The sequence below is a fragment of the Bacillus sp. AR4-2 genome (assembly GCF_008274865.1).
In the GTDB taxonomy this organism is placed as follows: Bacteria; Bacillota; Bacilli; order Bacillales; family Bacillaceae_G; genus Bacillus_A; species Bacillus_A cereus.
In genome coordinates this window covers 2,227,677-2,245,701 of sequence record NZ_CP031062.1, presented here as the reverse complement: position 1 = coordinate 2,245,701, position 18,025 = coordinate 2,227,677, and the positions used below count along the sequence as shown (strand labels likewise).

Genomic DNA, 18,025 nt, shown 5'->3' with positions numbered 1-18,025 from the left:
TTTATCCACTGGAAATAATACCTTTCACGTACTTACGTATTAGAAACTTCATTTCTGCTTCTTCTGCAATAGCAATTTTGTTCACTTTTTTGATACATTTATGAAACATTCACATGTTATCTTCAATATGTTCTATTCTTTTTGAAAAACCATGTGAGAATACCAAAACAAGAAGCCCTAGAGCCCTAACTCTAGGGCTTCTTGTTTTCAAATAAGGATTTTGTTAAAAAACTGCACATTTATTAAGAACATGCATAAAATATAATGTGGTATTCTTTTTCAATATTATTGTTTATCCGAGAGCGCCTTGAATGGCGCTCTTTAATTTTCAAATAATTACGAGAGCGGATTTTATTATGTTGTACAAGCACTACTTCGCTTTATTAAATAGACTATATAGACATCTAAAAGAAGGGAGCTTTAAATTCATATGGCTGATTACTTTTATAAAGATGGTAAAAAGTATTATAAAAACCAAGCGCATTCGGACCCTCAAAAAAATAACTGTTTTGTTGAGACTCATACAATTGGTGGTTCAGGAGTAAATTTAAATGGAAATATACCTATATCTATCGACCTCCTAGATACCACTCCACAAACAGTATTTGAAGATTTCACCAACAATCACAATAAAACATTAATTCAGTTATTTGTTGTCGGCATGAGTGCCCCCGTTCAAGTAACTATTCTAACAAGAAGATCTAGCCTACCAATTACTACTACATTACAACCCGTTCAAACAAAAATATTTCAAGTTGAAGATTTTCAAAGTCTTACTTTTACAAAGCAGGAAGGTCCTGCTAGTGTAGTTAGTTTATTTATTCAAAAAACATTTTGTATCTGCTGTAACGATAATAACGATTCATGTAATGAATATTACCACGAGTGCAATTAATAGATTAAATTGCCAGAAGAACTCTTTATATAAAGGGTTCTTTTCTTTTCACTCCCCTCATTTCCCCGTTTTTTATTAAAATAACTATTTTGTTATATTCCTTGCACTTTTAAATGAGACAAGCATATGTTGTAGTATAATGTTTCATCACTTATTTACACTTCCTTTTTTCAAGAGTACATATTCGATATGTACTCTTTTTATATCACTATAAAATAACGCTTTTATTTATTTTTTAATACGCTTTTCCCAAAAAACATGCACTACCCCATCACCATCAAATTAAAATCTAATAGATTCCCAGAACGAAAATTTTAACTTTCTTGTAACAACGAAGCTCTGTTATCGTTTTTGGAATACTTCATAACCTTAGCTTGATAGGCATAGGGCAAGACCCCTAATTTAGTAATTTACGTAGTACATGCCGTAACCAAATCTATTAATCTAACATATTGTATAAAAGTGACTTTAAACCTATAAAAAAGTTGCTAAGGAGGTTAATATAAAATGGCATCATTTGAAATTGGAGCAAGATCTCTTTTCAATTTTCGAAACGAACGCTTTTTCTTATTAGTTGAAGATGAAATTACAATTCCAGATAAAGGTGTAGAAATTGATCCAGTTAATATCTACGAAATTGATCAGCAAACTTTCAATTTTATCAGAGATGAAGGAGATACACCTGTAATTGAACCAGTTGATACACTTCCAACTGTACCACCTGGATTTAAATTAGAACGAAAATGTATTTTCACAGTCGACAATTCATACTTTGTAATATACGATTTAGAAGATGGAACTGATAACAACGTCCTATTAAGAATCAGTGCAGCATTATTTAATTCATTAAGAAATTCTGGTGTTCGTGAATGTTTTCCTCAAAATTTCATTTAAGAACTTAAATTAATTAGACCTCAAATGGAATACTCTTTGAACAATTTAACCCCTCGTAGTTTTCTACAAAGGATTAAATTGTTATGTAAAAAGTTTTTTTAATTAAATGGAGCAGTTAATGCAAATGACTGCTCTATTTTAATTTTCATTACATAAACTTGATATTTTTGTCCATACTATACAAAACTCACGAAATATTTATACTCCTTAAATTCGTGAATGTAATGTTCTTATAGCAGTTAGCCTATGCTAGCTATGCTAGCTGCTCTCTTTTGCATTTAGTTAAAAATAAGTTTTAGGTCTTATTCCTTTTCTATAACATATACTTTTAACCTAACCGTTCAGCTCAAAGTGTTACCTCCTATCTTAAAGAGCACTTATGCATGGTGCTCTTTTTTATTTTATTTTTTTCATCTCTGCATAACATTTTCAACCCTGTTCATACTATTTTTGTAACTTAAAGTTACAAACTATTTCTGTAAGCGGAGCGTTTCTTTTGTACAACAAGCAGTTAGTTTTATTAACTAGCTGCTTTGTTGTGCAAAAGAAAGATCTGCACATGTATTAAGAACATACATAAAATATCATGTGGTATTCTTTTTCAATTTTAGTTTTGGTCATGGAGCGCCTTAAAAAGCGCTCTTTATATTTGCAAATAACCATTTCGTTCAAACATACACACGATTTATATAAACTAAGCATATATTTACATAGACAAGACATAGCTTTTACTATACATGCACAATTTTTGTGCATGTTTTTTTGTTCAACACAATAACTATTTTGTACATTCCTTGCACCTTTAAATGAGGCAATCATATGTTGTAGTATTATGTTTCATCGCTTATAGGAGCCTCCTTTTTTCAAGAGTACATATTTGATATGTGCTCTTTTTTCATTCTCCTATACGAATAATCTTTTTTACATTACACAAACTATCCTCAAGTCAACTTCCCATGACTACACTCTTTAAAAATGGAGCTTTACCCCTCCGGACTTTTTAGGCACACGGCAGGTAACTTAGTCAATTACCTGCCATTTTCTATTCAAATAACGCATTTGTTTAATGAAAATCAATTAACTATAATTTGAAAAATCGGAAACATTTACTCAATGATTTTTCTGAATACTCATACTATTATTTATGTGCTGATGTTCACCATCCCAAGAACTCAGTAATATCATCCACAGGCTCCACTCTCACCCTTTTGAGAGTGGAGCCTTTATTTATAAGGATTATCCTCAATATTTATTTTTATAAAATTCAAATTTGGTCTTAATATCCGTTATCTTGGCGCTGGTGGTTCACTTCATTCTTTTTGTAATAACCTTGCTCAATCTCTTCAAATGTGATTCCTAATTTCTTACCTAAACCTAAGAACGAGTACAATAATTCCTCATAAAGCTCAATGTCTTGAGTTGCACGAAATTCCGATACAAGCTTCATATACATTGTTAAATTGATTTACTAGCGTACTTGCGGTATAGACGTTTGCATTATGTTCTAATAACTTCAGGCTATATTCATTAGGATTAAATCCGATGCCATTCCCTAATGAAGATATAAAATGAAATCCATCTACATACTCCATTAAAATAACTTCTTTTTCACTAGGTCCTTTATTGTTCCAATGCTTAAAGCATCTTGTTTCATTTGCAAGTTCTCCAATTTCAACCTGTAATGCAAGAATCATATTGTAAAATAAATTTTGCCCTTCTAATCCATGCTCCTCAATGATTCTTGTATCTAACACCTTTTGCATTCTGAATATTTTAGTTAAATTCATTTTGCTTTCCCCTTCCTATTTAGCAAATCCCTAATCCTATCGGACGATTTTTAATTAAATACTTATCAGCCTGATCTATTACAAGGATAGCAACCTCAGCTTGATGTCTCCTTAACGCTTTTGCCATCTTTGGTAAACTCATGCCTTGACTCCACATTTCACGAAAACGAATTACATCTCTTTCATCCCAAATGAAGTTAGCTTCTTCTAAAGCGATGTATACCTTCAACCGTGATTCCTTCATCGCTTCATGATTTCTCGCTACACTCATAAGCGAACCTACTTTCTTAAAATGATTATTTTATCTTTTCAGTAAACTTAGTATCTACACGATCAACTTTACCGTTTATCCAAACAGCAACTTGCTCACCAAAACCACTCTCCGGTGGATTGAATGCTGTAACATTTCCATCCTTTACTATTAAAAGCTTGTTATTACTAACATCAATTTCTACTTTTTTCATATGTCCATCTCCCTTTTACTACCTCATGTACTCAACAACATCAGGTTTAAAGCCACTTCCTAAATAAACCCTTATCGGAATTATTTCTTTTTTATCCCTTGCTTCCTTACACAATTCTTCAGCTGTATCCCAATTAAAAAACTTATCTACAGCCCGTTGAAATCTCCAAATTGCCATTACATATTGTTCAAAGATGTCATAACGATCATCTTGCTTAGTTGTGCGTGGTAACTCATCCGTACTCTTTGCATTCTTTGGGACTTGGACTCGTACATCAGCGTATGTATTGCGCCCAGTTCCTTTCTTAATATTGGCTTTCATTACATCGAATTCACAAATTGCTGGCTCTACATCGAAAATATTTAGTTGCTTAGGCATGTGCCATCCCACTCTTCTGAATAAGATCCAGTAATTCAATTGCCCCTTCCTTGCTTAAAAACATTCGGCCACCTAGCAACTCTATGTTGGTTTCAGAAACTTCACCCGTCACAAAGCATGAGTTTTCATATTTTCTTAGAACAATGTTTTCACCCTCGACATGAAAATCTATTGTCGTTCCTTCGACAATCCCTAAAGTTCTGCGTAACTCTACTGGAATTACTACACACCTAGCTCGTCCACTTTTCTTGCAACGCCTGTGTTTTTCATACCTTACTCTCCTTTAGTATTTTTATATTTATTTAGAATCTCATCCAAACGTTTCTTATTATCTTCAAGATCATCGCTTTGAGTTTGCTGTGGCTGCTGTATTGGCTCTTGTTCTTCTTGTTTGCGTAACCAATCCGGTACAACTTCCGTTCGTTTGGAATAACCTTTACCAGTACGTTTGTTATTTTTCTTACTCATTTCAAATCGAGTATCTAAAGCAGCGACATCATTTAATGTTTTTACTTTTTCCTTTTCCCAACTACTTAAAATACTGCGAATATATCTCCACTTTGGTACATTTTCATCAATTGCTTTATTAACAGCGTGAATAACTAATTCATTACCGAATCTATCGCAAAACTCACCTAATTCTTGAATTGCAATTTCACTTAAAAGAACGATGCCCTCCGCTTGATCCTATTTTTCTCGATTCTTCATCCAGACGCACAATACTTTGTAGTTTTTCAGCTCCTTCACCACAAGTCAGCGCATCTCCTTTACATCGATGACTTCAAAAAATGACATTTGATTCATACGATACGGTTCCCCCTCCGTTCAATCTATGTATTTATCAATGGAGTATTTTGTTGAGTTCCAATATGTAATATTGCATATTTCGCACTTTTAATTTTCGCACATGCGATAATTTATTTATAAAAATATAAATTATTAATAAGGGTGATTTATATGAGCAAGTTCCGAAAGAAGATGATTAAATATTTGCAAACATTTTGGGGATGCTTAGCATTTGGTGTATTAATGTTTGCTATCTTCTTAATTACGGATTTAACAGATGCATCTTTAAATACATTAGGCTGGAGAGACTGGCTAGGTTCTGTAGCAGGCGCAACCATTTTATCTGTTGGGATGTTTACTTTAAATAAATTGAATTTAAAATAAATATTCGGTCAATACTGTATGTAGGCTGTATGCCAACATTCATTTAAAGTAGTCTTCTCTGTATCTCCTTGTATTGAGCAGTTAGCTTTTGCTAGCCGCTCTTTTATTTTGTTCCGGTTCTTGCCCTATCTACTTTCCCCCAATAAGTACACATATCTATTCCCCATTGCTACAAAATGAAATCTTTATTTTGTTTTACGGATCGCTTCTTCAATTAGCCAAGATACAATATTAAAATCATTAGCTTCACCCTTTAAAGATGTTCCCTTCCAAAAGTATTCTTTCATCACTTCAAATAATTCTTCAACAGCTTCAATTCATCTCATATTCATTTTCCCTTTCTCCCAAATAACTATTTTGTTTTACTAATTAGCTGATTAATTTCACAAACACCTTTTAAACATTCCATGTTTCTTCACCTCTTGAATATTTTTCAAACAAAAATACATACTATTTTCAAGCCGCCGTTTCCACGGCTAATACCTCTTTCTTTTGTTACAGCAAAAGCAGGTAGGTTCTTCACTTATCTGCTTTCTCTGTATATTTTTTAAGAAATCGAAAATAATACCAACAAGCTGTTTGAACTAGCAGCTTCACTCTTCTCGCAATGGGGATGCAAATTATCACAATTAGCTAACTCATTGAACTCACTGGCAGACAACCAAAATCGTTGTCTGCTTTTTGTATGAGATTTTTCGTTTTACATATACTACTTTTGAACCTGCAGACCAATACGAGCCATTTTGGTGCTTGGGATTTCCCTTCCGGGGATAAGTATTTTTTACTTATCCCTTTTTTGTATAGACACGTATATTTAGGGTAAAACTAATTACAAGCAGATTTTCTGTTTATGCGTAGTTCTAAACAAGATTACTTTTTCTCCTATTAAAGGACGGCAGGTACGACTGCTAGTCCTTTTTTCTTATTTCGCATGCTGTCCCTTCTGGTAACTTCATTCTTCATTACCTTCATCATCATAGTAAGCAATTTACTAATAAGGATGGCAGTTGTGCCTCTTGAGTTCCCCATCGAACAAAAAGAACAAATTATTTTTCCAGTTTCCAACGATCGTACCCCAATACGAGTTAAATTCTTCATAAACTTCTCTTGTCCCCTTTCGATAATTGCGGAGCGTGTAATGAAAATACTCGCTCACTTTAATACCTTTTCTTTCAACCAAAGTGTTCTGCCGAAATAATAGACATAATAAGTTCCGTTCTCTTTTGCTACTGCATAACATTCCCGTACCGTTTGAATATGTTACAAATTGCTTTCTCTCGATTTTTCCGCTTAAATATTTTTCATGCATAAGTTGCACTTGTTCTTGAATTGCGACATGGTAGTAATACCCTTGCTCTACTGGTTTTGGACTATAAAATTTCCTTTATAAATTTCAAATACGGTGAATGAAATTTTTGTTTTTTCTTGCCATCATCCTTGTTGTATACAAACAAAAAAAGAGCCACAATATTTTGCGACTCTTTTACAATTATAACTATTTAACGGCCACGTCTTTGCTGACCTTGCTTTGTACTACCTTTTTTATTACTTGGCTTATTAAATGATCGGTTATTTTCATTTCTAGAACTATTTCTCGAACTATTTCTTGAATCACTTCTCGAGCTATTTCTCGAATCACGTGTTGATTCACTTCTTGAACCTTCGCGGCTATCTCTTTGACGATTTTGACCTGATTTCTTTGGAACCGGCTTTGGTACCGGTTTTCCATTTTCATCTACACGTTTTATCTTCGGTTGTTCGATTATTTCTCTTTGTATTGGTGCACCAAGCGTTTTTTCAATTTCTTCTAAATGTTTTTCATCTTTCGCTGCAACGAACGTAATTGCAAGGCCTGATCCACCTGCACGTCCTGTTCGGCCAATGCGGTGAATGTAACTTTCTACATCTTCAGGGATATCAAAATTAAATACGTGCGTTACACCATCTACATCAAGTCCACGAGCTGCTACATCCGTTGCAATTAAGTACTGAATTTTAGCTTCGCGGAAACTCTTCATAACTCTTTCACGTTTCGCTTGAGGTATATCACCATGAAGTTCAGCACAATTATAACCTAGTCCTTTTAAATTATCATAAAGCTTACTTGCTCTAACCTTTGTACGACAGAAAATAACTGCTAAAAACGGCTGATCACGATCCATAACAAAACGAAGTGCATCTGGCTTTGCACGATCTGTCGTCTCAATGACACACTGTTCAATTGTATCTACCGTTACTTCTTCACTTTGTACTTGAATCATTTGCGGCTCATCCATATAACGCTTCGCTAATTTTTTAATATCTTTTGGCATCGTTGCTGAGAATAACATCGTTTGTTTACTACCAGGTGTCTCATCTAAAATATCTTCAATATCATATAAGAAACCAAAATAAAGCATTTGATCCGCTTCATCTAATACAATCGTTGAAAGATTACTTAAATCAATTGTTTCACGGCGTATATGATCTAATAATCGTCCCGGTGTCGCTACAACAATATGTGTATTACCTTTTAATTTTCTCAACTGTTGTGCGACATCTTGCCCGCCATATATCGCTAGTACATTAATATCTTCTCTTTGAACAAGCATTTTTTTAATTTCAGTTGTAATTTGCAGGGCTAGTTCCCTTGTTGGCGCAACGATTAAAGCCTGAACATCACTACACTCTGGATCGATTTTTTCTAAAATCGGTAACACGAATGCTAACGTTTTACCCGTTCCTGTTTTCGCCTGCCCAATAATATCTTTACCTGACATAATAACTGGAATTGCCTTCTCTTGAATTGGTGTTGCTTCTGTAATTCCATTTTCACGTAATGTATGATTAAAAGTTTCACTAATTCCTAATTCTAAAAAGTTTTTCAAATAGACCACTTCTTTTCCTTATTTTTCACATTAGCTTTCATTGTACCATTTGTTTCGCTAAATATGAAAAATAAAAAAATTCTTATCTTCTTTTTTTATATTCATCCTGTACTAGATGGACAAATTCTTTTTGTTTTTTCTCAGATTTTATTAATGCTTGCATATTAGTAGAAGATAGAATGAACTTTTTAATTTTTCTATTACTCCAAATTAATCTTGTATACTTTGTATCTTCGTGTAGCCTTCGAAACCACTCAAATTCACTTAATTTTGCGATATGGTGTTTCAATTTCATGTCATTTCGAGGATAAAATAAAATAACATTTGCTATTACATCAAATCACGAACCCATCTTTTCCCCCTATACCCTTGCTCAAATTATATATATTCTTCTTTGCATATATATTTCAATTTTACCGAAATATAATGTTACTGATTTGGTTGAAATCGCAAAATATATGAACTAAAAACCCGATCTTTTCGATTTAGGAAAGACCGGTTTTCATTAGTTTATACAGTAAGCTTTCCTCCATGATAGCAATAATACTGCGCTGCTTTAAGACTTTTAATCTTATTTAATGACTCTTTTGCTTTTTCTATATCCAAACAAAAATTCGGATTAGCTATAACTAACTCTCGATTCTCTTGAACCGCTGCGTCTCCTGTAATTACACAGTCTAAATTCGGAAAATATAATGAAATATGCCCCGAAGTATGTCCTGGCGTCGCTACTATTTGACATTCATTATTCAAAATCATTTGACCATCATGTACTTTTTCATCGACGGAAATATGTTTTATATTTTTTAACTGTTGTATAAACCATTTACCAAATTCTTTTTCTTCATTTGGCATACGTTCTAGCATTTTTTCAGCTTGAGCCAACCTCTCTGATTTTATATCACCACTAATATAGTTAGATTCAATTTCACTAGCAATAATATTAATTTGAGGATATTTCAATTTGAAATCATATAAAGCCCCTAGATGATCATCATCATAATGGGTAATAATTATATTCTTTAAGTTTTTCATCTCATATCCATGTTTTAACATTGCATTTTCAATTAAAGGTAAAAAGCTTGGATATCCTGTATCGACTAACGTTAATTCATTATGTACTATAATTAAACTTGGATAAATACATTGTTTTTGCCCATTAAATTCGAATTCAATTGGTAGTTCTATTATTTTCATTTTCCTTCCCCCATACCGCTTATAAAATGCATAATAATAACTAAATCACCCACATACATCTTACAATATATATACTATGTAACGGAACACTGTGAATCGTTGCATAATCCACATTATATTATTTTGAACAGGTATTCCCCTATTTTTATGGAAATATATAATTAAGAAAAACAATAAAATTGATTAATCTCTCACTTCTTTGTCCATCCTTTTAAAAAATCTATGTTTTTGTAAAAGGAGTGTTTATATGGAGAAACAGACACTTTGGAAAAAGTTCAAAAAAAGCTCTGTAAACCTCGGTAAATCCAGCGTATATGAAAGTATTATTTTATTCTACACAATGAAAAAGAAAGAATTACCTACTAAAGCGAAATTCATAATATTAGCCGCTTTATCTTATTACGTATTAGCAATTGATTTCATTCCAGATATAGCTGCTATTATTGGGATTGGCTTATTAGATGATGTTTTAGCAATCGCTGTAGCGCATAAATACGTTATGAGACACGCAGATGCTGAAATTCGAGAGAAGAGCAAATTGAAAATGGAGTCATTATTTACTTCAGCACAAGCATAATTAAACTATCTAGTCATTTACCATGAGAGCATTGCAGAATAAATTCCTAAACAGTAAAAGAATTTCTCTTAGTCCTCAAACTGTAAACAAATAGGGTGTCAGCACTTATTCCTAAGTTCTGTCACCCTATTATTTGTTCTTATATCTATCTGTTATACAGTTGCACGTGTCCCCCTATACAAAACTGCTATTGCCGCGACTATAAGGATCACACCCATAAAAGCAGGTGCAGCATGACCAAGCGATACATAGATTTGCCCTCCAATAATAGGACCAATCATTCTTGCTAAAGCTTGAATAGATTGGCTTCCACCTTGAATCCTTCCTTGTTCACTAGAACTAACAGACTTTGAAAGCATCCCGTTGAATGAAGGCCCGAAAATTGAATCACCAAAGCCGAACATTAACATTCCGACGATAAGTAGTGGATACACCGAAAACAAAGCTGATGCTGCAATAAAACTGTAGCCTATAATCTCCGAAACCATCCCAAGAATTGCTATTTGTTTATCACTAAGCTTGATTAAAAGCTTTGGCATGATAAAACTTTGTGAAACAATGTCTTGAAAGCCCAAAATTGAAAACATAAGTCCGATTGATGCAGGTTTCCAACTGAAAGTATCCATTGTAAATTGTGTAAAAATTGCTTGTAAAGATCCGTTAGGTATCCAAAGTAAAAACGCCGAGACAAGTAACCATTTTAAATTTTTCATGGAAAGTATGTTTGCTAGCTGTGCAAAAGGATTCAACCTTACAAAAGTAATCTCTTTCAATCTATTATTTTTGTCAAGGCTCTCTGGCATATATTTGATCCCATATACAACATTTATTAACGTTATGATTGCACCAAAATACATAGGTACAGTATCACCAAACTTGGCAAGTACCCCCCCAATGGTTGGGCCAATGATAGTTCCCGCACCTACAACTGCACTCACCCATCCAAAGTATTTCGTTCTCTGCTCTTTTGGAATAATGTCTGCAAAATATGCGAAGATAGTACTTATGCTCCCACCTGTTATACCTTCTATTATGCGTCCAGCAAATAGTACCCATAAAGCTCCTCCTATTCCCAAAACTAAGTACCCAATTGCAGAACCAAATAAGCATATTAAAAGTAATGGACGACGGCCATACTTATCGCTTAAAGCTCCGAGTACTGGTGCAGTTAAAAACACGCAGGCCGCATATACGGAAGTTAGTAGTGTAACAACCAATGCTTGTTCTTCCGGATTACTTGTATATGGCTGTACTAAGAATGGGACTACAGGCATGATGATACTGAAACCTATACCACAAAGAAATACAGAAATAAGTCCGAATAGTAAAGCATGTTTATCTATGCTTTTTTCAGTTCCCCTTTCATTTTTCAATCTAAATATAGACATTTAACTTCTCTCCTAAAAAAATTGTTGCTTTGTCAACAAAATAATAACTCTATTTTGTTGATTAGTCAACAAAAATAAAATAATAAAAAAGCAGCCTATTCTCATTAGAGTAAGGCTGCCCGTAAAAGCCCGATTGGTGAGGGCTGATAATCAGTGGAGATGAAGCCCCCCCACTGATTAAAGTTTCACTTTATTATTAAAATATATTACGATTTAATATGTATACCTTGTTTCTTTATTTCCGCATCCAAATGTCTACTATACTTTTCCACAAAGCTAATTATACTGTTGAATTCTTCTTCAGTTACTTGTTCAAATACAGCTTTATCTCGCTCTTGAAACTCTTTGTGCAGATTTTCATGGATTTTATAAATTTCTTTCCCTTGTTCGGTAAGCCTAAAATAAATTTCTTTCTTATTTTCTGACTTTTGGTAGCTTTCAACAAGGCCTTTTTGTATGAGCTTCTTAGTCATTCTACTTATAGCACCGCGAGTCACATAAAAAGCCTCTGCGAGTTGTGTCACGTTAGAATCTGCATTGTTTTCAATATATTCAATGCAGTGGACTTCAGAAGACTTAAAACCTTTAAGACCCTCTTCCATCTTATCTTTATTAAGCCAAACCAGCTTATTATATAATTCCCTGAAACCGTTCATGACCTGTTCTTCTTTATTCATGCCCTACCCTCCTCACCGCTCATTAGCACATTAAAACTATTATATTAAATTTCTGCTTACGTTTCGACAATATTGAAATAATTATTATAACATTAAAGATATGTGTAAAAATAGGCGCTTAAATAAAATAATTTTTAAACAGCAAATTTTGCAAGTTTATTTCTACTTACAGTAAACGGTAGACAAAAAGTAAGAGCTAAGATCATTTCTCTTAGCTCTTCTTTCATAAAACTATTTCACTTCATTAGCGACAAAAAAGTGCTCACATACACTTGATATGCGCTGTAAGTCCACGTTCCCACCAGATATAACAGCCACTACTTTTTTCCCTTTTATATAACTATCAACTTTTCCTGCAAGAAGTGCAGCAGTTGCTAATGCACCTGCACCTTCTACAACAGCTTTCCCACGTTGTAATAAATCTTTCATCGCTACTTCCAGCTCTTTTTCTGATACAGTTACAATATCATCTACTAATTCTTTTACAATTTCAAATGTTAATTCACCTGGTATTTTAACTGCGCAACCATCTGCAATAGTAGGCGCCTCATAGTGTTCTACGATTGCTCCTTTATCGTAAGATGCCTTCATTCCATGAACATTATCTGCTTGGACACCAATTATATTAATGGATGGATTAAAAGATTTCAATGCTACAGAAATACCAGAAATAATTCCGCCTCCACCGATTGGTACAATGACAGTATCAACATCCCACATATCATCCAGAATGTCTAATCCAATTGTACCTTGCCCAGCCATTACCTCTACATCATCATATGGATGTAAGTATGTCTCACCTGTTTCCCTTATAATTTCTTCACATTTTGCCTTTGCATCATCAAAGGTTTCACCATGTAAAATCACTTCAGATCCATATCCTTTAGTTGCTTCCACTTTCGCCTGAGGTGCAGAAATTGGCATAACAATTTTACTCTTAATACCAAGTAAATGCGCTGATAATGCAACTCCTTGCGCATGATTACCTGCTGAACATGCAATTACACCTTTTTCTTTTTCTTGATCCGTGAGCCGCGACATTTTATTAAATGCGCCACGGAATTTAAAAGAACCCGTTAACTGCATATTTTCTAATTTCAAATGAATTTCTCCGCCCGTTTTACTAGTCAAGTAAAAAGATTTTACTAATGGCGTTTTACGAGCATTTCTATCTAGAATCTTGTGAGCTTTTTTAATATCGTCTATATGTAATGGGAGTTTTCTAGTTATCATACTTACACCTCTTCCAATGTTCTATTCCTAAGTTTTCGTAAGTCGTAGCTCCTTTATACGAAAAGAAAAAGTCTTTATATATGTACCCCACTCTGAAATAAACACATTTGCAAACAATTTAACATCCTCTTCATATCACGTTCTTTATAATGATTCAGGCATGCAATTTGGATCCAGTTATTCTTTTGTAAATACGCTGATTCATAATGGACAATATATCCTTGTAAAGCTAACGCATCACCTACCGTTTTAGAAGACTGACCTTCGCTTATTTGAATTGTAAATATAATTTTCGCGGCATGTTCTTTAGGTGAAACAAGCTTTAACCCCATATCAGTAATAACTTCTTCAATATACTCGTATGTCTCTTTAATTTTTACAAATACCTTTTCATCTTCAAATCTCTTCAACGCTTCTTGCAATGCATAAATTAAATTCCATGATTGTGAGTATGGAATACTTTCATTTTCTTCATACATGCCAATGTCCATATAGGCCGGCACAGCCTCGTTTATTTTTACAATGTGGTTATGAAAAACGAAAGAAATTCCTGTATATGATTTAATCGCTTTACCGCTAACACCACTTGCAAAATACACATCCTTCAAGTCTAATGGTATTGCTCCAATTGAGCTTATGCAATCTACACACAGTTTCATTTGATTCTCGTTACAAAGAGTATTTAGCTCGTTTAAATCGTTTAACATTCCAGTAGATGTTTCATGATGAACAAACCAAATCCATTCATAATTTCCAGTTGTCATAATTTCTTCTAATTCGGTATAAATAAATGGATCTCCCATTTCCTTTTTATAAGTATCAAAATGTAACCGTGCTCGTTTTGCATGTCCAACTAATCTATTACCAAATTCCCCATTTGTTAATACTAGTCCTTTCCCTTTTAAAGAACGTAACTGTAAAGCAATCGCATCATTTGCTAACGTCCCTGTTCCTAACATAAGCTGTACATGTTTTGCTTTTGTCATGTGAAGTAACCGTTTTTTCACATTGTCCATCATCACTTGAAATGACTTAGAGCGATGGGAAATAGGTCGCGTAGAAAATGCCTTTCGAACGTTCTCTTCAATATCTACTGGACCAGGTAAAAACGTATATTCTTTCGTCATAATCCCCCCAACACTCGACTCTTCAAACATAGCAGGGGTAACATACATTGGCTGGAAGGCTGCTTCTTCTGTACCAACTAACGTATGGAAAAATTTGAATCCCATTTGCTCATATAAAGCTAGTTCACGTGTTGTTGCAGAAATGAGTGCTAATTCATATCCATTTAGAAGCAAATAACGATGTAGAAAACGAATTAATCCTAACAACGCTCTTCCATTTCTATATTCACGTTCTACTGAAAGTAAACGAATTTCATACACTTTTTCTCCATGCTCTTGCAAATAAATATCTAAATTTGAAATTTTATAATCTAACGAAAATGGTCGTTTTCCCCGCACTGCGACCATACCTACTAATCTATCCTCATCTAAACAAATTAAATATGTATTTTCTTTATGAAACCGATCTATACGAAACCGTTCTTTCGTTTCTTCATGTTGTGGTATCTCTTCTACAAAAGTTTTATAATTCAATTTATGTATACTTTCAAATTCCCAATCTTGATCAGCAACTTTATAAATTAACCCCATGCCTTATCTCCTTTATCTATTTAATAAAAAATGATAAGTGGAGATTATCCCCACTTATTAAACACTCATTTTATTCTCGATTTACATATAGAATAAGTACAATAATTATTCCACTTAATATAGTGGTAACAATAGAATAAGAATAAAGAATCATACAAATTGGTAAACAAGCAATCGTAATTAGTCCTGGCTTCGTAAACCCTTTAAATATTAAATAAAATACAATAAAAATGCCTAAGAGGGTAAGCGCTATCAAATAATCAAATGCGATTAGTCCTCCTATAAATGTTGAAATACCTTTACCGCCCTTGCCTTTAAATAAAACTGGATAAATATGTCCAATAATAACGGCCAATAATGTTAACATTACGAATGTAGGATCTTCAAAAAGATATTTTGCTACAGCAACAACGATTGCCCCTTTAATTGCATCACCTAAAAATGTAGCGATGAAATACCCTTTTCCATATACGCGCCCCATATTTCTTGCGCCAGGATTTCCGCTTCCTTCATCCCTAATATCAACGTTATGTCTCAATTTTGTTACTATATAAGCGGTCAATATGTTTCCAATTAAATAAGAAGCCACCAAATATAAAAACTGCATACTATTAATCATGTAATCATTCACTTTCTACATGGGAATACATATACAATATTCAATTACTACGTATATTGTACGTTTTTAACATACATCCCTTTATACATTTTAACATCATATTTTTACAAATCATACAAAAATTCTCATACCTATTTTTAAAAATATATATCCCTCATTAAATAATATGTTCCTTTCACTGCCATTTCTGCTTGTGATACGAATGTAATTTCTTTCATACTTTCTTCACAGCATTTCTTAAATACAGCAAATATTTCAGGAACTAAACGCAATATACTGCCACTTGCTGCAATTGGCGTTGAGTGCTTAAAGTTCAACTTGTTATAAACATTTACTGTAATCCTTGCTAATTCCTTTCCAGCTTGCATCATAATTTCATGCGCATCATCATTGCCATCTCTCGCTTCCTGAATAACTAATGGGGCGATTGCTGCAATTTTATCTTTAGAAGAAGTATATACTAAGCTTTTTATATGAGACGGTGTCAAAAGTTGAAACTGCCTTTGAATATTCAAACTCAATGGACAAAGACTGATTCCTTGATCGAACTGAATTGCCATTTTCTTTAAAGCTTGTAATGCAATCCAATATCCGCTCCCCTCATCTCCTAAAATATGTCCCCATCCACCGCTATACTGATATACTTCTCCTTTCATTCCTATACAAATTGCACCTGTACCACCTATAGTTAATATTCCATCCTTACCTTTTAAAGCAGCTGCATGTGCGATCATTGCATCATTAAAAATTTCAATTTTTGTTCCGTATTTCTTTTTTAAATGTAATGTTAATTCATTTGTATTCGCTCCGCTTATACCAGCTAATCCTAAACAAACACAAACGCAATGCCCATTTATTAAACTCTTCTGGCATTGATTAATTGCTTCCATAATATGCACAAGAGCTTCTTCAAAATCTATTAATATGTTTCCAAAACCACTGGTAGCTCTTACAAGTTCATTTCCGTCTTTATCAAATGCAATTGCCTCGGTCTTCGTTCCCCCGCCATCTACTCCAATCATATACTTCATATGTTCGCCTCATTTTCATCTGCGTATGGAGGGAATGTTATATTCCCTAAAATTACGGAATTCTTAGCACCTGTTGCGCTCGGCACATTACTCGGATTACGATGATACGTTTCGTTTGCTAAAATAGCAAATGCAATTGCTTCTTTCGCTGCTGAAGAATGACCAATATCTTCTTGTATACATATGCTACATTTCTCTTCTCTTAATCCATTCCGTAACATTTCAACAAGTGTATTATTATAACTTCCACCACCACCTAAAATCACCTCATCAATTTCATAATACGGCAAAATAAACGCCTTATAATGATGAACAATTGAACATGCTGTAAACATCGTGACAGTTGCCAATATATTTTCTTTACTATGCTTTTTAAATCGATTCAATAATTCAGTCACAAACGCTTCTCCAAACTGTTCTCTACCTGTTGTTTTTGGTGGTTTCATGTTCAAAAATGGATGGTTCATACAGTATGTTAAAATTTCATCTACAACTACCCCCTGCTTTGCAATCCAACCATTTTGATCATATGGTACATGAAATAATCTTTGACATACTTCATCGATTACCATGTTGCCTGGTCCAGTATCGAAAGCAATAACACTCTCTTTACTTCGTTTACTTGGAACCACTGTAACATTACCAATCCCACCAATATTTTGTAGTAGTCTATTTTTAGTTTGATGCCGATATAAAATAATCTCTGAATATGGTACAAGTGGTGCACCTTGTCCCCCTGCCGCCATGTCCATCGTTCGGAAATTCGAGATAACCGTCGTGTTCGTTTCATATGCTATTACTGCTGGTTCCCCAATTTGCAATGTTGAAGAAATAATATTCCCTTCTTGCTTTGGATGATGATAAATCGTTTGTCCGTGAGAGCCTATTAAATCTAATTGTCTCAAAGGAAAATTGGCCTCTTTACAAACTTCCTTTACAGCATTGGCGAAGCATAAACCAAGTTTAAAATTTAAACTACATATAAGTTGGACATTCGAAGTTTCAATTGATAACGCTTGTTGGATCTCATTTTTCATATCATTACAAAATAGAACAGTAGTAAAATGGATGAGTTCGATTTTAGAATCTACACCACTTCCTTCTATATGAACGAGCGCTACATCTATTCCATCTAATGAAGTACCAGACATTATCCCTGCAATATACATAACGTGCATGACCTCCTATTT

17 protein-coding genes and 3 pseudogenes are annotated in these 18,025 nt (G+C 33.8%); 4 read left to right on the top strand and 16 right to left on the bottom strand.

The features are described 5' to 3' along the window. The first annotated feature begins 430 nt into the window (after nt 1–430). Together DN399_RS11660 and DN399_RS11655 are read left to right on the top strand one after the other, a co-directional pair. Entirely contained in the window at nt 431–895 is a 465-nt protein-coding gene (locus tag DN399_RS11660) for a hypothetical protein (RefSeq protein ID WP_016122509.1), read from the top strand. A gap of 507 nt (nt 896–1,402) precedes the next feature. After that, nucleotides 1,403–1,789, top strand: coding sequence for a hypothetical protein (locus tag DN399_RS11655; protein ID WP_006923995.1), 387 nt, complete (start codon nt 1,403–1,405; stop codon nt 1,787–1,789). Nucleotides 1,790–3,065: 1,276 nt separating this feature from the next. On the opposite strand, the pseudogene DN399_RS11650 reads toward DN399_RS11655, so the two are convergent. From DN399_RS11650 to DN399_RS11625, 6 genes and pseudogenes are all read right to left on the bottom strand, one after another. Continuing rightward, a pseudogene (locus tag DN399_RS11650) lies at nt 3,066–3,576 on the bottom strand (dUTP diphosphatase). Between the two features lie 19 nt (nt 3,577–3,595). Continuing rightward, on the bottom strand, nt 3,596–3,847 hold the full coding sequence (locus DN399_RS11645) for a hypothetical protein (RefSeq protein ID WP_006923989.1): 252 nt from the start codon (nt 3,845–3,847) through the stop codon (nt 3,596–3,598). Between the two features lie 25 nt (nt 3,848–3,872). Beyond that, complete coding sequence (locus DN399_RS11640; RefSeq protein WP_006923988.1) at nt 3,873–4,040, bottom strand: DUF3954 domain-containing protein; 168 nt, start codon at nt 4,038–4,040, stop codon at nt 3,873–3,875. Between the two features lie 18 nt (nt 4,041–4,058). Beyond that, nucleotides 4,059–4,418: a hypothetical protein gene (locus DN399_RS11635; protein ID WP_016122507.1), complete on the bottom strand. Its 360-nt coding sequence runs from the start codon at nt 4,416–4,418 to the stop codon at nt 4,059–4,061. Next, nucleotides 4,411–4,688, bottom strand: a pseudogene (locus DN399_RS11630) (AbrB/MazE/SpoVT family DNA-binding domain-containing protein). Before DN399_RS11630 ends, DN399_RS11635 begins: the two are co-directional and overlap by 8 nt. Nucleotides 4,689–4,691: 3 nt before the next feature. Further along, nucleotides 4,692–5,081, bottom strand: a pseudogene (locus tag DN399_RS11625) (DnaD domain-containing protein); the annotation flags it as partial. A 294-nt stretch (nt 5,082–5,375) separates the two neighbouring features. On the opposite strand from DN399_RS11625, the gene DN399_RS11620 reads away from it, so the two are divergent. Beyond that, nucleotides 5,376–5,588, top strand: a complete 213-nt coding sequence (locus DN399_RS11620) for a hypothetical protein (RefSeq protein WP_000033159.1) — start codon at nt 5,376–5,378, stop codon at nt 5,586–5,588. Nucleotides 5,589–7,087: 1,499 nt separating this feature from the next. Here the strand turns inward: DN399_RS11620 and DN399_RS11615 are convergent. The 3 genes from DN399_RS11615 to DN399_RS11605 all read right to left on the bottom strand — a co-directional run bounded on the left by DN399_RS11615 (nt 7,088) and on the right by DN399_RS11605 (nt 9,652). Next, nucleotides 7,088–8,464 (bottom strand): DEAD/DEAH box helicase, encoded by a 1,377-nt coding sequence (locus tag DN399_RS11615; protein ID WP_149149575.1) that lies wholly within the window; start codon nt 8,462–8,464, stop codon nt 7,088–7,090. Between the two features lie 73 nt (nt 8,465–8,537). After that, nucleotides 8,538–8,750, bottom strand: coding sequence for a hypothetical protein (locus DN399_RS11610; RefSeq protein ID WP_003270560.1), 213 nt, complete (start codon nt 8,748–8,750; stop codon nt 8,538–8,540). A gap of 215 nt (nt 8,751–8,965) precedes the next feature. Next, the gene (locus tag DN399_RS11605; protein WP_000691166.1) at nt 8,966–9,652 is read right to left on the bottom strand and encodes an MBL fold metallo-hydrolase; all 687 of its coding nucleotides are present in this window, start codon (nt 9,650–9,652) and stop codon (nt 8,966–8,968) included. 247 nt (nt 9,653–9,899) lie between these two features. Between DN399_RS11605 and DN399_RS11600 the strand changes: the two genes are divergently transcribed. Further along, the gene (locus DN399_RS11600; RefSeq protein ID WP_000415083.1) at nt 9,900–10,229 is read left to right on the top strand and encodes a YkvA family protein; all 330 of its coding nucleotides are present in this window, start codon (nt 9,900–9,902) and stop codon (nt 10,227–10,229) included. A 152-nt stretch (nt 10,230–10,381) separates the two neighbouring features. Here DN399_RS11600 and DN399_RS11595 read toward each other — a convergent pair whose 3' ends face one another. The 7 genes from DN399_RS11595 to anmK all read right to left on the bottom strand — a co-directional run bounded on the left by DN399_RS11595 (nt 10,382) and on the right by anmK (nt 18,004). Next, complete coding sequence (locus DN399_RS11595; protein ID WP_149149574.1) at nt 10,382–11,617, bottom strand: MFS transporter; 1,236 nt, start codon at nt 11,615–11,617, stop codon at nt 10,382–10,384. A 206-nt stretch (nt 11,618–11,823) separates the two neighbouring features. Further along, complete coding sequence (locus tag DN399_RS11590; protein ID WP_001030904.1) at nt 11,824–12,294, bottom strand: MarR family transcriptional regulator; 471 nt, start codon at nt 12,292–12,294, stop codon at nt 11,824–11,826. 231 nt (nt 12,295–12,525) lie between these two features. Beyond that, nucleotides 12,526–13,527: a bifunctional threonine ammonia-lyase/L-serine ammonia-lyase TdcB gene (gene tdcB / locus DN399_RS11585; protein ID WP_000632953.1), complete on the bottom strand. Its 1,002-nt coding sequence runs from the start codon at nt 13,525–13,527 to the stop codon at nt 12,526–12,528. Nucleotides 13,528–13,601: 74 nt separating this feature from the next. Continuing rightward, nucleotides 13,602–15,185 carry an aminotransferase class V-fold PLP-dependent enzyme gene (locus DN399_RS11580; protein ID WP_000523059.1) on the bottom strand — a complete coding sequence of 528 codons (1,584 nt, stop codon included), beginning with the start codon at nt 15,183–15,185 and terminating at the stop codon, nt 13,602–13,604. 70 nt (nt 15,186–15,255) lie between these two features. Next, nucleotides 15,256–15,804 carry a glycerol-3-phosphate 1-O-acyltransferase PlsY gene (plsY, locus tag DN399_RS11575; protein ID WP_000610870.1) on the bottom strand — a complete coding sequence of 183 codons (549 nt, stop codon included), beginning with the start codon at nt 15,802–15,804 and terminating at the stop codon, nt 15,256–15,258. A 137-nt stretch (nt 15,805–15,941) separates the two neighbouring features. Next, nucleotides 15,942–16,835, bottom strand: a complete 894-nt coding sequence (locus tag DN399_RS11570) for a BadF/BadG/BcrA/BcrD ATPase family protein (protein ID WP_000876585.1) — start codon at nt 16,833–16,835, stop codon at nt 15,942–15,944. Beyond that, nucleotides 16,832–18,004: an anhydro-N-acetylmuramic acid kinase AnmK gene (anmK, locus tag DN399_RS11565; RefSeq protein ID WP_149149573.1), complete on the bottom strand. Its 1,173-nt coding sequence runs from the start codon at nt 18,002–18,004 to the stop codon at nt 16,832–16,834. The genes DN399_RS11570 and anmK overlap by 4 nt, the downstream gene beginning before the upstream one ends. Between the last annotated feature and the right edge of the window lie 21 nt (nt 18,005–18,025).

Excerpts from the sequence above, each read along its gene's own strand:
- DN399_RS11660 (WP_016122509.1), top strand. The coding sequence starts at position 431 with ATGGCTGATTACTTTTATAAAGATGGTAAAAAGTATTATAAAAACCAA.
- DN399_RS11655 (WP_006923995.1), top strand. The coding sequence starts at position 1,403 with ATGGCATCATTTGAAATTGGAGCAAGATCTCTTTTCAATTTTCGAAAC.
- DN399_RS11645 (WP_006923989.1), bottom strand. The coding sequence starts at position 3,847 with ATGAGTGTAGCGAGAAATCATGAAGCGATGAAGGAATCACGGTTGAAG.
- DN399_RS11640 (WP_006923988.1), bottom strand. The coding sequence starts at position 4,040 with ATGAAAAAAGTAGAAATTGATGTTAGTAATAACAAGCTTTTAATAGTA.
- DN399_RS11635 (WP_016122507.1), bottom strand. The coding sequence starts at position 4,418 with ATGCCTAAGCAACTAAATATTTTCGATGTAGAGCCAGCAATTTGTGAA.
- DN399_RS11620 (WP_000033159.1), top strand. The coding sequence starts at position 5,376 with ATGAGCAAGTTCCGAAAGAAGATGATTAAATATTTGCAAACATTTTGG.
- DN399_RS11610 (WP_003270560.1), bottom strand. The coding sequence starts at position 8,750 with ATGAAATTGAAACACCATATCGCAAAATTAAGTGAATTTGAGTGGTTT.
- DN399_RS11605 (WP_000691166.1), bottom strand. The coding sequence starts at position 9,652 with ATGAAAATAATAGAACTACCAATTGAATTCGAATTTAATGGGCAAAAA.
- DN399_RS11600 (WP_000415083.1), top strand. The coding sequence starts at position 9,900 with ATGGAGAAACAGACACTTTGGAAAAAGTTCAAAAAAAGCTCTGTAAAC.
- DN399_RS11595 (WP_149149574.1), bottom strand. The coding sequence starts at position 11,617 with ATGTCTATATTTAGATTGAAAAATGAAAGGGGAACTGAAAAAAGCATA.
- DN399_RS11590 (WP_001030904.1), bottom strand. The coding sequence starts at position 12,294 with ATGAATAAAGAAGAACAGGTCATGAACGGTTTCAGGGAATTATATAAT.
- tdcB (WP_000632953.1), bottom strand. The coding sequence starts at position 13,527 with ATGATAACTAGAAAACTCCCATTACATATAGACGATATTAAAAAAGCT.
- DN399_RS11580 (WP_000523059.1), bottom strand. The coding sequence starts at position 15,185 with ATGGGGTTAATTTATAAAGTTGCTGATCAAGATTGGGAATTTGAAAGT.
- plsY (WP_000610870.1), bottom strand. The coding sequence starts at position 15,804 with ATGATTAATAGTATGCAGTTTTTATATTTGGTGGCTTCTTATTTAATT.
- DN399_RS11570 (WP_000876585.1), bottom strand. The coding sequence starts at position 16,835 with ATGAAGTATATGATTGGAGTAGATGGCGGGGGAACGAAGACCGAGGCA.
- anmK (WP_149149573.1), bottom strand. The coding sequence starts at position 18,004 with ATGTATATTGCAGGGATAATGTCTGGTACTTCATTAGATGGAATAGAT.